Source organism: Rhodococcus sp. (in: high G+C Gram-positive bacteria) (genome assembly GCF_049286785.1).
Lineage (GTDB): Bacteria > Actinomycetota > Actinomycetes > Mycobacteriales > Mycobacteriaceae > Rhodococcus_F.
The window spans coordinates 1-14,771 of record NZ_JBAQEO010000149.1 but is presented as its reverse complement, the minus strand read 5'-3'; the positions used below and the strand labels follow the sequence as shown (position 1 = coordinate 14,771).

General features: G+C 67.2%; 6 protein-coding genes and 1 pseudogene. 3 read left to right on the top strand and 4 right to left on the bottom strand.

What is annotated here, in order from left to right; translation table 11 throughout:
* Positions 1-62: 62 nt before the first annotated feature.
* A pseudogene (locus tag WAW17_RS06030) lies at positions 63-868 on the top strand (NAD-dependent epimerase/dehydratase family protein); the annotation flags it as partial.
* Here the strand turns inward: WAW17_RS06030 and WAW17_RS06025 are convergent.
* From WAW17_RS06025 to WAW17_RS06010, 4 genes are all read right to left on the bottom strand, one after another.
* A complete protein-coding gene (locus WAW17_RS06025; protein WP_422332095.1) occupies positions 808-2,328 on the bottom strand; it encodes an alpha,alpha-trehalose-phosphate synthase (UDP-forming) in 1,521 nt (506 codons plus the stop codon). The pseudogene WAW17_RS06030 and the gene WAW17_RS06025 sit on opposite strands and share 61 nt — an antisense overlap.
* Positions 2,329-2,361: 33 nt before the next feature.
* Positions 2,362-2,535 (bottom strand): hypothetical protein, encoded by a 174-nt coding sequence (locus tag WAW17_RS06020; RefSeq protein ID WP_422332094.1) that lies wholly within the window; start codon positions 2,533-2,535, stop codon positions 2,362-2,364.
* Between the two features lie 180 nt (positions 2,536-2,715).
* Positions 2,716-3,489 (bottom strand): oxygenase MpaB family protein, encoded by a 774-nt coding sequence (locus WAW17_RS06015; RefSeq protein WP_422332097.1) that lies wholly within the window; start codon positions 3,487-3,489, stop codon positions 2,716-2,718.
* 141 nt (positions 3,490-3,630) lie between these two features.
* Positions 3,631-4,566 (bottom strand): methionyl-tRNA formyltransferase, encoded by a 936-nt coding sequence (locus tag WAW17_RS06010; RefSeq protein WP_422332093.1) that lies wholly within the window; start codon positions 4,564-4,566, stop codon positions 3,631-3,633.
* Positions 4,567-4,675: 109 nt separating this feature from the next.
* Here WAW17_RS06010 and WAW17_RS06005 point away from each other — a divergent pair, with 109 nt between their 5' ends.
* Together WAW17_RS06005 and WAW17_RS06000 are read left to right on the top strand one after the other, a co-directional pair.
* Complete coding sequence (locus WAW17_RS06005; protein WP_422332092.1) at positions 4,676-5,479, top strand: alpha/beta fold hydrolase; 804 nt, start codon at positions 4,676-4,678, stop codon at positions 5,477-5,479.
* A 230-nt stretch (positions 5,480-5,709) separates the two neighbouring features.
* Positions 5,710-14,771, top strand: a 9,062-nt coding sequence (locus WAW17_RS06000) for an amino acid adenylation domain-containing protein (RefSeq protein WP_422332096.1), incomplete at its 3' end; no start/stop codon positions are given.

The following is a 14,771-nucleotide window of genomic DNA, read 5'->3' as shown; positions in this document are numbered from 1 at the left end:
GTTGACCACTTCTTCGTGTTGAGCAATCTGTCCGTAATCGACCCCAAAACGACTCCATGACAGATCGGGCCTGGACCGTCAACACCCGGGGTGTGCGCACTGTCGCGGAAGCTGCTCTCGCAGTGGGTGTTCGGCGTATGGTGCACTGCAGTTCCGTGCATTCCTTCGACCAAGCGAACTGTGGCGGAAGGCTGGACGAGAACTCGCCGCGATCGGTCGACCCCACGATCCCGGTCTACGACAGGTCGAAGTGGGCCGGTGAGATCGAACTCCGTGAGGTGATCGATGCTGGACTCGATGCCGTCATCTGTAATCCGACGGGGGTGTACGGCCCGGCCGACTACGGGCTCTCCCGCGTCAATGCGTTGCTGCGCAACGCCGCTCGCGGTCGCGTGCCGGCGACGGTGCAGGGCGGGTTCGACTTCGTCGACGTCCGCGACGTGGGCGCCGGTCTGATGGCCGCCGCGCAGAAGGGGAGGGCCGGCGAGAACTATCTGATCTCCGGCCACATGCTCGGCATGCACGAGGTAGTGAAGAAGGCGGCGCATACGGCTGGACGGAGGGGGCCGCTGTACTCGTTCCCGCTGAGCGTCGTCGAACGTGTGCTGCCCATCGCGGAACCGATCGGGGCCAGATTCGGTTCGGATGTGCTGTCCCGGTCGGCGATGTCGGCGTTGCTCGCGGCACCGGTCATCGACGGGTCGAAGGCGCGGGCCGAACTCGGATACACCCCGAGGCCGGCCGAAGAGACGGTCCGGGACCTGGTTGCTTTTCTCGTGTCGTCCGGCCAGCTCGCCCGCTAGGGAGTCAGTTCTCCTCGCCGACCTCGGCGGGGGCGATCAACGCCGGGCCCGCGGCGCCGCTGTGAGCCAGCGCATCGAGGAACGACATCGCCCACCGATCGACGTCATGGGCGAGAACCTGCCTGCGCAGAGCCCGCATGCGGCGCCGGCCGTCCTCCCGTGGCTGTTTGAGGGCCGCCTCCATCGCGTCCTTGACTCCGTCGAGGTCGTGCGGATTGCACAGGAATGCCTGCCGCAGTTCTGCTGCGGCGCCGGTGAACTCACTGAGCAGCAGGGCTCCGCCGAGATCGCTCCTGCATGCGACGTACTCCTTGGCCACGAGGTTCATTCCGTCGCGCAACGGGGTCACCAGCATGACATCCGCGGCCACGAAGAACGCGATGAGTTCGTCTCGCGGGATGGGGCGGTGAATGTAGTGGACCACCGGACGCCCGACCTCGGCGTATTCGCCGTTGATGCGGGAAACTATCTGCTCGATCTCGCCACGCATGTGGACGTAGCTCTCCACGCGCTCGCGGCTCGGGGTGGCGAGCTGCACCATCACCGTGTCGGCGGGGTCCACCCGGTGCTCTTCGAGCAGTTCGTGCAACGCGGCCAGGCGCACGTCGATGCCCTTGGTGTAGTCGAGCCGGTCGACGCCGAGCATGATGTGCTTCGGATCGCCCAATTCCTTGCGGATCTGTTTGGCCCGGTCCCGGATGGCCTTGGACCGGGATTGTTCGTCGAGCTGGCTCGAGTCGATGGAGATGGGGAACGCACCCACCCGCACGGTGCGGAATCCCACCTGCACGACGCCCAGCTTCGAGCGAATGCCGACGGTTCCGCGGGAGGTCTGCTGGCCGGCGAGTCTGCGGGCGAGGAAGAGGAAGTTCTGTGCGCCGCCCGGAAGGTGGAACCCGATCAGGTCGGCACCGAGCAGTCCCTCGACGATCTCGGTCCGCCACGGCATCTGCATGAACAGTTCCACCGGCGGGAAAGGAATGTGCAGGAAGAACCCGATGGTGAGGTCGGGACGCAGCATGCGAAGCATCTTGGGAACCAGCTGCAACTGGTAGTCCTGGATCCACACGGTGGCACCGTGCGCGGCGGCCTTGGACGTGGCCTCGGCGAAGCGCCGGTTCACCTCGACGTACGCGTTCCACCAGCTGCGGTTGTATTCGGGCTTCACGATCACGTCGTGGTAGAGCGGCCAGAGCGTGGCGTTGGAGAACCCCTCGTAGTAATCGGCGATCTCCGCAGCGCTCAGCGGGACGGGATACAGCTCCAGGTCGTCTTCGACCACGGGATCGAGTTCAGCGTCCGCCACCCCCGCCCAGCCGACCCACGCACCTTTGTTGCGGCGGAGGATCGGCTCGAGCGCGGTGACGAGACCACCGGGGCTGCGTTTCCAGCGATTGGTGCCGTCCGGCAGACGTTCGAGGTCGACCGGAAGGCGGTTCGCTACGACGACGAAGTCGGCTTGCCCGGAGACTGGGTCAGATGTCGAGCTTGCTGACGATGCTGACGATTCCGAGCTGACAGCCACGGGTTTCCTTCGCGGTCGAAATGGATGAAATTCTCAGTCGAGCTTGCCGGCGGGTCCGATGCCCAACATCGAGAGCAGCATTCTGCACTCCTCGGCATCGGCGGCGTAGGCAGCGACAACGCGCTGTGCCTGCCGGGCGGTCTCGTCCGCTAAGGGTTCGAGATCCTCGTCCGCGATGTCGTTCTCGGCGGTGGTCTTCGCGGCCATCTTGTTCCTCTCGGGCTTGCTGCGCGCCACGCGCAGTAGTTCGTATCGGCGACTCTATGAGAACCGGGCCTGCCGACGCTAGTTGCCCACCGTGAGGGTTCACCGAATCAGGAGGATCAGCTTACTTCGGGTGGTTGGGTGGGGGAGGCGGATGGGGAGGCCAGATCAGATCGGGGCAGATCAGATCAGCTCGGCGCCGCGGCGCATCCGGCGTCGCAGATCCCAGAGCGCGAGGTGAAAGGGAAGCTGCCGGACGATGGGCGGGCTGAGTTTGTCGGCCACCGCCAGCGTCCGGGTCGCGGTATCGAACAGTTGCTGGTGACGCGGAGTCCAGGACATGTGCATCTGTTCCCGGAAATGCTGCGGAAGAAATCCGACCGTGAAGAACCTGTTGACGGGCCCGAAGAACACCCGCAGAGGCCAGGGCAGAAACGTCACGTCGGCGATTCCCCGGAGGTATTCGCGCACGGTGTCGTCGACGGTCGCCTCCGCCAGGGCGGTATTCCAATACTCCTCGAAGGCAGCGCGGTCGGCCGGCCACGACCCACTGGGAAGCTGCAGTGTGGTCCCGAACACGGCCCCCTGCTGGTAGAAGTCGTTCTCGAGTGGTCCGAGCGGTCCGTGGACGATCCGGTACACGTCCTCGAGACCACGGTAGAGGCAAGCCGCGACCCATAACTGCAGGTCTTTGTCGAATGCGTTGTAGTGGACGGGACTGTCGGGCCCCGACCGCACGTGCACGTGTGCACCGTTGACGGCCCGCCGGTACGCGCTTTTCTCCTCGGGGCTGCCGAGCACTGCGACGGCCAGGTAGGTGAGCGTGGTCCTGGCGCGCCGAATCGGATGTTTGTAGAGATTTCCGCGGTCGACCTTGCTTTCCACGACGCCGTATCCGACACCCGGGCGCGAGAGTTGCATGATGACGTTGGCTCCGCCGCTCAGCCCGCCCACCATGCTGATCCCGCGGACGAGAGTGGAGGTATCGGTCGCCGCGTCGCGATCTGCTGCCGTCATCGAAGGCCCCTGGTCGACTCATCTGAGAACGTATGTGTTCACATATGAAACGCCAGTCGGATGAGGCTGTCAACGAACGTGTCAGCCGAGGTAGCCGCCCCCGCGCGGGAAGAACTCCCTGCCGGATATCTCGGTGCCGTCGTCGAGTCGCACACGCTCGATTCGCAGACCCTTGTTGCGCCCCGTCCGGGCGTCCGGGCCTGCAACGATGACCATGCCGTCGCCCTCGTGGATGAAGACTCGACCGGGCGTTCCGCCGTAATTGCCCCGCGACACCGACGCCTTCAGGACCCGGATGCGCTGACCCCTGAAATGGGTGAACGCGTTGGGGTACGGGTCGGACTGGGCGCGGACGAGGCGCTCGATGGCATCGGCGGGCCACGTCCAGTCGATCCGGCTGTCCTCGGGCGCGCGCTTGTGGAAGAAGGTGGCCTGCGATCGGTCCTGTGGTGTCCAGTCGGTGCGGCCGGAGGCGATCAACTCAAGGGCGTCGAGGGTGATCGGTCCGATCATGTCGACGGTGCGGTGGAACAGGTCCGTGACCGTGTCCTGCGGCCCGACCGGAGTGGACCGCTGCAGAATGATGTCACCGGCGTCGAGTTCTTCGTCCATCAGGTGCGCGGTGAGTCCCACCTCTTCTTCACCGTTGATCAGCGCCCAGACGAGGGGGGAGAATCCGGTGTACTTGGGAAGCAGGGAATCGTGGATGTTCAGGGTGCCGTAGCGGGGGGCGTCGAAGACGTCGCGGGGAAGCCAGGTGCGCCAGTTGTTGGCGACCACGATGTCCGCGTCGGCCTTCTTCAGGGCTGCTGTGAAGTCGTGGTCCGGCTTGGTGGCGATGTGTACGGGAACGCCGTGCTCGGTGGCGAGATCCGCAACCGAATCGGCCCACATCTGCTCGTACACATGGTCACTCTTGGGATGCGTGATCGCGAGGACGACCTCGTGTTCGGACTCGAGCAGTGCCTGGAGGGTACGGTGACCCCAGGTTTGATATCCGAGTGTGGCGACTCTCAACGCGGTCCTCCTGGGCGAGCTTGCGGTCCTCACCACTCGTAGCGGCGACAGACGCAGCTTAGGCTATCCAATCCAGCTGATGACCACGTCCCATGAAAGGAAGGCAAGCATGACGATCGCCACGATCAACGGAATCCCCCTGAACTACCAGGTCAAGGGGTCCGGAGATCTGGTGGTGCTCATTATGGGAACCGGAAGTCCGGGACGGGTGTGGGATCTGCATCAGACCCCTGCCCTCATCGACGCCGGCTACCGCGTCTGCACATTCGACAACCGCGGCATCGCCCCGTCCGATGAGAGCGTCGGCGGAATCACCATCGAAGACCTCGTCGCCGACACGGCCGCACTGATCGATCATCTCGGCGGTGGCCCGGCGCGTGTCGTGGGCACGTCGATGGGTGCCCGCGTAGCCCAGGAACTCGCGCTGACCCGGCCGGATCTGGTGCACAAGGCGGCCTTTCTCGCGGGCCACGCCCGGATGGACTACTTCCAGCAGACCCTGACCGAAGGCGAGCGCGCCCTCCACGACAGCGGTATCGCACTTCCGCCCAAGTACCGGGCCGCCGTCACGGCCGTGATGAACCTGTCGCCGGCCTCTCTCGTCGACGAGCACGCCGCGCGCGACTGGCTCGACCTCTTCGAGTTCGGTGGCGGACGGACGTCGCCGGGTGTTCGGGCACAGATGGAGATGGACCGCACCTTCGATCGCAGGCAGGCGTACCGGGCCATCACCACTCCCTGCCTGTCGATCGGGTTTTCCGACGACCGCATGATTCCGCCGTACCTGTCCCGGGAAGTGGCCGAGGCGATCCCCACTGCCAGGTACTACGAGATTCCGGATGTAGGGCACTACGGCTATCTCGAGCAGCCCGAAGTAGTGAACAAGGTGCTGCTGGAGTTCCTCGCGAACTGAGGCGAGAAACGGGGTTCTTCGCAGCCGCCCGACAATCTTGTCGATCCGGCAGACACCGCCCTTTACGCCGCCGAACGTCGTGGCGGCAATACGGCGGTGTGGTGTCACGAAGCGTGAGCGAGTCCGTTGTCCGCCGGCGAGAGCCGGCTTGGTTTCAGTGGGAAGCCTAACCTAAGCTCCAACCGGTGCTCATCGCTCGGCGAGCACTCTGGACGGACGATCGGATCACCATGTCTCCGAAATCCTCGGCGGCGGCTCACGCCGACCTGCTCTCGTCGTGCTCGGCGTTCCCACTCACCGCAGCGCAGTCCGAGATCTGGGTGGGTCAGCGGCTCGACCCCGGAAGTTCGGTCTACAACCTGTCCCTGGTCGTCGAGGTGGCAGGTGCCATCGACGTGGACCGGACGGCGGCTGCGATCCGTGCCACCATCGAACGAGCCGAAGCGCTGCATGTGCGGTTCGAGGTGGACGGGGACGACAAGCTCGTCCAGGTGCCCACCCGTCCGGACGACTGGACGCTGGACTTCGTCGACCTGAGCGACGAGGACGATCCCCAGGCGAGTGCCCGGGCGTGGATGCACCGCGACATGCAGACCGTGGTCGATCTCGACGGCGGGGAACCGCTGTTCCGGCAGGCGCTGCTGCGTACCGCCGACGCATCACTGATGTGGTATCAGCGATATCACCACAGCATCATCGACGGTTACGGCATCACCCTGCTGGTGGCCGACGTCGTGGAGCGGTATGAAAGCGCGAATTTCGAGACGAAGGCCGGGCCCTGGTCACTGGACACCCTCGTCGAATCGGATCGTGCCTATCGGAGCTCGGACCGCTTCGCCGCCGACCGCGAATTCTGGATCGGCCGGATGCTGGACGCGCCCGAACCGCCGAGACTGCTGCCGGGCGTCGGCGACCAGTCGCGCCCGGCACTCTCGACCACCGTCGAGATCGCCGCCGACGATGCCGACGCCCTCTATGACTTCGCGTCCGCCGCAGGTATCCGCCGGACGCGACTTCCGCTCGCGGCCGTGGTGGCCTACATCCATCGCATCACCGGCCTGCGCGACCTCACGTTGTCGTTGCCGATGACGGCCCGGGTCGGCCGGGACCTGCGCCGCATCCCCGGGATGGCGTCCACGATCCTGCCGCTGCGCGTACAGGTGGATCCGGCGATGACGGTGGGCGAATTGGCCACCCGCATCGACACCACGCTCATCGCCTCGCTGCGACACGGCCGCTACCGCGGCGAAGACCTGGCCCGTGAATTCCGGGTCATCGATCCCGACCGGCGGGTGTTCGGTCCCGGCATCAATTCGATGATGTTCGAGCACGCGCTGACTTTCGGCGGTTTCCCCGCACTGGTACGTGGTTCGGCTACCGGCCCCGTGAGTGATCTCGATTTCGCGATCCGCGGCGGGCAGGATTCAGAGCCGATCCAGATCGACCTGCGTGCACCGTACGGTCTCGATGCCGAACTCGAGGAGCATCGCGTCCGCCTCGAATACTTCCTCGCCCAGTTCGTGGCCGACCCCGACCTTCCCGTCGCGTCGCTCGAACCGATGACCGACGCCGAGCGCAGGCAGGTGCTCGTCGAGTTCAACGACACCGCCGGCTCGCCACTCTCGACGAGTGTCCCCGGGCTTCTGTGGGAATCCATCGCCCGGACGCCGGACGCCGAGGCTGTGGTGGCAGGCGATCTCCGGCTCACCTACCGCGAACTCGGCGACAGGGTTGCGCAGCTGTCGCGTCACCTTCTCGGGCGCGGTCTGGGTGCAGAAGACGTTGTGGCGGTGGGTCTTCCACGTTCTGCCGAGATGGTGATCGGCCTGCTCGCCGTTGTCTGTGCGGGTGGGGCGTTCGTGCCGCTCGATCCGTCGTGGCCCGAGGACCGCCGCACCGCGGTGCTCGCGGACGCCGGCGCGCGTCTGGTGCTCACCGGGCGCGGCGGCGTCACCGACGCCGGTGAGCGGGGCGTCCCCGTCGACCTCGGGAACTGGGCCTACTCCGAGCAGCCCACCTCCGCGCCCGCGGTGACCGTGCAGGGTTCGCAACTCGCCTACGTGATCTTCACGTCGGGGTCGACCGGCCGCCCCAAGGGGGCGATGATCCGCCACGAGGCGGTGTGCGCCCGCATGCTCTGGCAACGCGACACCGTGCTGGGTTTCGGCCCCGGCGACGCGTCGCTGTTCAAGGCACCGCTGTCCTTCGACATCTCGGTGAACGAAATCCTCCTGCCACTGGCGTCGGGTGGACGTCTGGTGGTGGCCGAGGACGGCGGCGAACGTGATCCGCGCTACCTCCTCGATCTGATCGCGCGGGAGTCGGTGACGTTCGTCTATCTCGTCTCCTCGATGCTGGACGTCCTGCTCGACCTCGCGCGGGGCACCGAACTTCTGTCGAATCTGAAGCACGTGTGGTGTGGCGGTGAGGTTCTCACACCCGAACTGTTCGAACGCTTCCGATCGCAGTCGACTACCACGCTCTACCACGGATACGGGCCCGCCGAGGCCACCATCGGGGTCTCGCACGTCATCTACCGGGAGGACGCGGAGCGGATCGCGACGTCCATCGGACGGCCCAACCCCGACACCCAGCTCTACGTTCTGGACCCCCACCTGCGGCCGGTGCCCATCGGTACCGGCGGTGAGCTGTATGCGGGCGGGTTCCTGCTCGGCCGCGGTTACGTCGGCGCGCCGGACTTGACGGCGTCCCGGTTCGTCGCCAACCCGTTCGGCGACAACGGCTCCCGTCTCTACCGCACCGGTGACCTCGCCAGGTGGACACCGCAGGGGACCCTGGATTTCCTCGGTCGCGCCGACAACCAGGTGAAGATCCGGGGGATGCGTCTCGAACTCGAGGATGTGGAGGCGGGGCTGGTCTCGCATCCGGCGGTCCGGCACAGTGCCGTCCTCGTACGGACCACGCCCGCCGGCGCGAAGTACCTGTCCGGATACGTCGTGGCGCACGAGGGCGCGGAGCTCGACGGTGCGACGCTGCGGGCGTGGGCGGCGTCCAAGCTGCCCGACTACATGGTGCCTTCGGCGTTCGTCGTACTCGAACGCTTCCCGCTCACACCCAACGGCAAACTGGATCGACGGGCGCTTCCGGAACCGGAACTCGATGCCGCGAGTGAGAACGTGGCACCGCGGACCGCCGTCGAGCAGACACTGTGCTCCTTGATCGCCGGAGTGCTCGGTGTGGAATCGGTCGGCGTGACCGACGACTTCTTCGCCCTGGGGGGCGACAGTATCGTCGCCATCCAACTGGTGAATGCTGCGCGACGTGAGGGTCTTTCGATCAGCCCACGGGACATCTTCCAGCTGCGTACCGCCGAGGCGCTTGCGCGGGTGCAGGACGGGCGCGTCGCCCCGGCGATCGACCCCGACGACGAGGCGATCGGCGCCGTGCACAACACTCCGATCCTGCTCCGGGCCGGTGCCGGGCCGGACATCACCACCTTCCACCAGTCGGTGCTGGTGCAGACCCCCGACTCCTTCGGTGAGGCCGCTGCGCGCATCGCCCTGCACGCGGTGCTCGAGCGGCACGACGCCCTGCGGGCACGACGGGTACCGGATGAGCGGTCGATGCTGTCGGTGCCGCAATGGGACCCTGCAGCCGCGGAGGGTGTGCTGCGGGTGGTCGATCTCGGCGACGCGGACATCGACGGCGAGGCGGAGGCAGCGGTGTCACGACTCGATCCGGACTCGGGAATCATGCTGCAGGCCGTGCTCTTCCGAGGTGCCGGCGGTCCTGGTCGGCTCCTGCTGGTGGCACACCACCTCGTGGTCGACGGCGTCTCGTGGCGCATCATCCTGGAAGACCTCGCCACGGCAGCGACGGCGGCACAGGCGGGCGCGACTCCGCAACTCGCCCCGGTCGGCACCTCGCTGCGCCGGTGGTCCGAACTGCTGAACGAGCGGGTGCGGGCAGGCGCCTTCGATTCCGAACGTCCCTTCTGGAGGGGCGTGGCGGGCACTCCCGATCCGCTGATCGGTTCCCGAGCACTCGACCCCGCTCTCGACCTCGCCGGTGGCGCCGAGTCGCTCACGGTGACGTTGCCGCCGGAATTCACCCGGCCACTGCTCGGGGCCGTGCCGGCCGCCTTCCACGGCCGCGTGAACGACGCCCTCCTCACGGGATTCGCTGTGGCGCTCGGCAGGTGGCGCTCCGCACGGGGGACGGCGGAAGAATCCACCGCGGTGCTCGTCGACCTCGAGGGCCATGGCCGGGAAGAGGATCTGGTCCGCGGAGATGACGGACCCGCCGTGGACTTGTCCCGCACCGTCGGCTGGTTCACCACGGTGTACCCCGTGGCTCTCGACCCGGCATCGGTCTCCGGTCCCGCCGGACTGGCCGGCGCGCTGAAAACCGTCAAGGAACAGTTGCGGCGCATTCCCGGATCCGGGTTCGGTTACGGAGCATTGCGCTATCTGTCCCCGGACACAACGGAACCCGCGAAGGAACCCGCTCCGCAGGTGCTGTTCAACTACCTCGGCCGGGCCTCGGGCGGGAACGGTGGCGACTGGCTGCCGCTGGGCATGGACGGCGCCGAAGACCCGCGTATGCCCCTCGCTCACGCCCTCTCCGTCGACGTCATCACCAGGGACGGGGCCGACGGCCCGGCGCTGAGCACCACGCTCCGATGGGCGCCGGGAATCCTGACGCGGGACGCGGTGGAGTCGCTGGCTCGGGAGTGGACCGCGGCGCTGCGGGACCTGGCCGGCACCGAGGAGTTCGGCGGTCACACACCCTCGGACTTCCCGCTGGTGTCGCTCACACAGGCGGACGTCGACGCACTGGGGACCGTTTCCGACGTCCTCCCCCTGACCCCGCTGCAGGAGGGCATCTACTTCCAGTCCTCGTTCGAGGGCGGCGAGGCCGACCCGTACATCGTGCAACAGGTGATCGAGCTGACCGGTCCGGTGGATGCGTCGGCACTGCACCGAGCGCTGCAGGCGGTCGTCGATAGACATGCCGCCCTGAGGACGGGCGTGCAGACGCTGTCCGACGGCCGCCTCGCGCAGGTGGTTCGCGAGAACGTGCGCGTCCCCATGGAGGTGCTGGACCTGACCGGTGTGCCGGAACCGGACGGTCGGATCGAGCAGGTTCTGGCGGACGAACGCGCCCGCGGATTCGAATTCGAAAGGCCGCCGCTGCTGCGGTACATGCTGGTGCGTACCGGTTCCGACACGCATCTACTCTTGCAGTCGATCCATCACATCGTGGCCGACGGATGGTCGGTTCCGGTGATGCTGCGGGAAATGATGGCTCTCTACAGCGTCGACGCCAGCGCGCCGCAGTTGCCGACCCCCACCCCGTACGGCAGCTACGCCCGGTGGCTGGCGGGCCGAAACCGCGAGGCGTCGCTCGCGCTGTGGCGAGACTCCCTCGGGGACGCTCCGGATCCGGTGGAACTTCCCGCGTGCGCTGCGCCGGGTGAGACGGGAATCCGCAGTGTGCGAGTGCAGTTGCCGGCCACGGCTACCCGGGCGCTCATCTCCGCGGGACGGGCACGCGGTATGACCCTGAGCACGCTCGTGCACGGGACGTGGGGACTGGTGCTCGGACGCCTCACCGGCCGGGACGACGTGCTGTTCGGCTCCACCGTGTCGGGCCGCGGCGCCGAACTGCCGGGCATCGACACCATGGTGGGCCTGTTCATCAACACCGTTCCCGCTCGCCTCCGGTTCCGGGCGAAGGAGACTGTGGCACAGGCGCTCACGCGGTGGCAGCTCGAGCAGTCCGCTCTGCTTGACCATCAGTATCTCGGGCTTTCCGAACTTCGCAGGGACGGGGGACTGCAGAACCTGTTCGAGACACTCGTCGTCTTCGAGAACTATCCGCTCGGTGACGGCACCGTCGCAGACCCGTCGGGTGCCCTGCGCGTCACCGACATCCGATTCGACGAGCATCCGCAGTACCCGATGACGCTCATCGTCCTGCCCGGGGACGCGTTGACACTGGAGCTGAAATACGATGCGGCGCGCATCGACGCCGACGCGGCCCGGCGGTTCGCCGACACGATGATCACCTACCTCGGCGAGGTGTCCCGTGACGCGGACCAGCCCGTGGCCTCTGTCGCACTCGCTCCGCGCGACGGCATCGATGCCGCACTGCGTGAGGTGGGGGTGGCATTCCCCGAGACGACGCTGACCGCACTGCTCGAGGAACAGGCGGCCCGGACCCCCGACGCGGTGGCCGTGGTGTTCGAGGACGAACAGCTCACCTATGCCGAGCTGCATCAGCGGGCACACCGTCTGGCTCGGCTGCTCGCCGAGCGCGGTGTGGCACCGGAGTCGAAGGTGGCTGTCGCACTGCCGCGGTCAGCGGACCTCATGGTGGCGCTGCTCGCCGTCGGAAAGGCTGGTGGTGCCTACGTTCCCCTCGACGCCGGGTACCCGGCCGACCGGCTCGCCTACATGCTTCGCGACGCGGATCCCGTCTGTGTGCTCACCGACCACACCGTGTCGCTTCCCGACGTCGACGCACCCCGGATCGAGGTGTCCGACGCCGACCGGTACTCGCCCGAACCCCTCACCGGGGTTGCGCTGACGCCGGACCACCCCGCGTACGTGATCTACACCTCCGGATCCACAGGCAGGCCCAAGGGGGTGGTGGTGCCGCACAGGGGTGTGGTCAACCGGCTGCTGTGGATGCAGCGGTTCCGTCCGATCACCCCGTCGGACCGTGTACTGCAGAAGACCCCCTCCAGCTTCGACGTGTCGGTGCCGGAATTCTTCGGCCCTCTGCTGGCCGGTGCCACCCTCGTCCTGGCCCGTCCGGACGGTCATCAGGATCCCGGCTACCTCGCGGACGTCATCGCACGGCAGTCGATCACCCGCGCCCACTTCGTTCCCACGATGCTCGAGGCGTTCCTCGCCGAACCCGAGGCGGCTCGGTGCACCGGACTGCGTGTCCTCGCCTGCAGCGGTGAAGCACTGCCGGTGGCGTTCGCGCGGCGGGTTGCCGAACTCCTGCCCGGTGTGGAACTCGACAACCTGTACGGGCCCACCGAGGCTTCGGTGGAGGTCAGCTGTGCGCCTTCCGTCCAGCGGGTCGACGCCTCGGCGTCCTCGGTGCCGATCGGGCTGCCCACGTCCAACACCGGTCTGTACGTGCTGGACCACTACCTGCAGCCCGTGCCGGCGGGGACGTCCGGCGAGCTGTATCTGTCCGGACCGCAGCTGGCCCGCGGATACCTCGGCAGACCTGGAATGAGTGCAGCACGGTTTGTGGCCGACCCGTTCGGCCACAACGGTTCCCGTATGTATCGCACCGGTGACATCGCCCGCGTCGATGGGCAGGGCATGGTCGAGTACCTCGGCCGCGCGGACGGTCAGGTGAAACTGCGCGGTTTCCGCATCGAACTCGGTGAGATCGAGGCGCAGATGGCGGCGTGCCCCGGCGTCCGGCAGGCGGCCGCAGTGGTGCGGTCGGATCGTCCGGGACAGCAGCAGTTGGTCGGCTATCTGGTCGGGGACGTGAACACCGACGAGGTCCGGACCAGGCTGTCTGCCATGCTGCCCGAGTTCATGGTTCCCGTCGCGTTCGTGACGTTGGATGCGTTCCCACTGAGTCCGAGCGGCAAACTGGACCGCTCTTCGCTTCCCGCACCGGACTTCTCGGTCCGGGTATCGGTGGAACCCGCCGTCGTGAACGGCCCGCTTCCGGTACTCGCACGACAGTTCGCGGAGGTACTCGGCCTCGAGGCGGTGGGGGTCGACGACGACTTCTTCACCCTCGGCGGCGACAGCATCCTCGCCATTCGATTGGTGAATCTCGCACGCCGCGAAGGTATCACGATCACGCCGCGGCAGATCTTCGAGCAGCGGACGCCGTCGGCCCTCGCGCGACTGGTGGGGGAGGCGTCGGTCGTTGGCGAGGCGCCCGTCACCGTGGAACCGGCGACGGGAGTGCTGCTGCCGTTGCCCGTCGTTCACCGGTTGTCCGAGTGGAGTGGCGGAAAGAGCCGCTTCAACCAGGCGGTGCTGGTCCACACCCCCGCGGGCACCACGGTCGAGGTTCTCACGACCTCTCTGCAGTCGGTCGTCGACCACCACGACGGGTTGCGGCAGACACTCACCCGTCACGCTCCCGGGGTGTGGTCTCTCGAGGTCACCGAGACCGCGGATGTGGCCGTCCGGCGCGTCGACGTCCACGGACTGGGCGAATCCGATCTGCGGAGCATCATTTCCGCAGAGTCCGATGCCGCCGCCGACCGTCTCGATCCCGACCGCGGCGTCACGGTGGCCGCGGTGTGGTTCGATCCCGGACCGCAGGAACCGGGCAGATTGCTCGTCGTCGCGCACCATCTGGTGGTCGACGGGGTGTCCTGGCAGATCCTGCTCGAGGACCTCGCGATGGCGTGGGTCGCGGCAGACAGCGGTCAGAGTGCAGCCCTCGACCCCGTCGCCACCTCGCTGCGCACATTTTCCCGCATCGTCACCGAGCAGGCACAGCAACCGGCACGACTGGCGGAACTGGATCACTGGCTGCGCGTCACCGCACCGGGTGCCGAACTGGTGCCGGGTAACGGTGCCCACGCCGTGGTGGGCAGTGGTGCGCGCCGCACCGTCCGCCTCGACTCCGACCTGACTGCGGCGCTACTCACCACCGTTCCCGGTGTCGTCGGCGGCGACGTCACCGACGTTCTGCTGGCGGCTCTGCGCCTGGCCGTCGATCGCTGGACCGGGGGCCGGAAGGCCGACCTGCTGGTGGACCTCGAGCGGCACGGACGCGAGGAACTCGCCGCCGGTGTGGATCTGTCCCGCACCGTCGGATGGCTCACCAATGTGACACCCGTGCGACTGTGCAGCGGCGCAGACCGTCTGGGAACGCTGAAGGACGTCAAGGAGCAGTTGCGCGGAGCGCCGGACGGCGGTATCGGCTACGGCATGCTGCGGTACATCAACGCCCGCACGGCCGGACTCCTTGCAGTGCAACCGGAGTCACAGGTGCTGTTCAACTATCTGGGACGGGTGCCACGAGGTGTGTCCGCCCCGTGGACGCCGGCCGCCGAATCCGACTCGCTGGCCACCGAGCCGGATGCTGATCTCGGTGGCCCCTACCGGCTGGTGATCAACGCGCTCTGTGAGGATTTCACGACCGGACCCGAACTCCAGGCCGTGTTCGCCTGGTCGGCAGCCGATCTCACCGAGGACGACGCGATCGCCCTCAGTGACGGCTGGGCCCTGGCTCTGCGCGAACTCGCCGAAGAGGCCGCCGCGCACGAGGGTCCGGCCCTGCTCACCCCGTCGGACCTGCCGCTGGTCGACCTGACTCAAGGGGAGAT

Bases quoted from the DNA above. Each gene is read 5' to 3' on its own strand.
- WAW17_RS06020 (WP_422332094.1), bottom strand. From the start codon at position 2,535: ATGGCCGCGAAGACCACCGCCGAGAACGACATCGCGGACGAGGATCTC.
- WAW17_RS06015 (WP_422332097.1), bottom strand. From the start codon at position 3,489: ATGGTGGGCGGGCTGAGCGGCGGAGCCAACGTCATCATGCAACTCTCG.
- WAW17_RS06005 (WP_422332092.1), top strand. From the start codon at position 4,676: ATGACGATCGCCACGATCAACGGAATCCCCCTGAACTACCAGGTCAAG.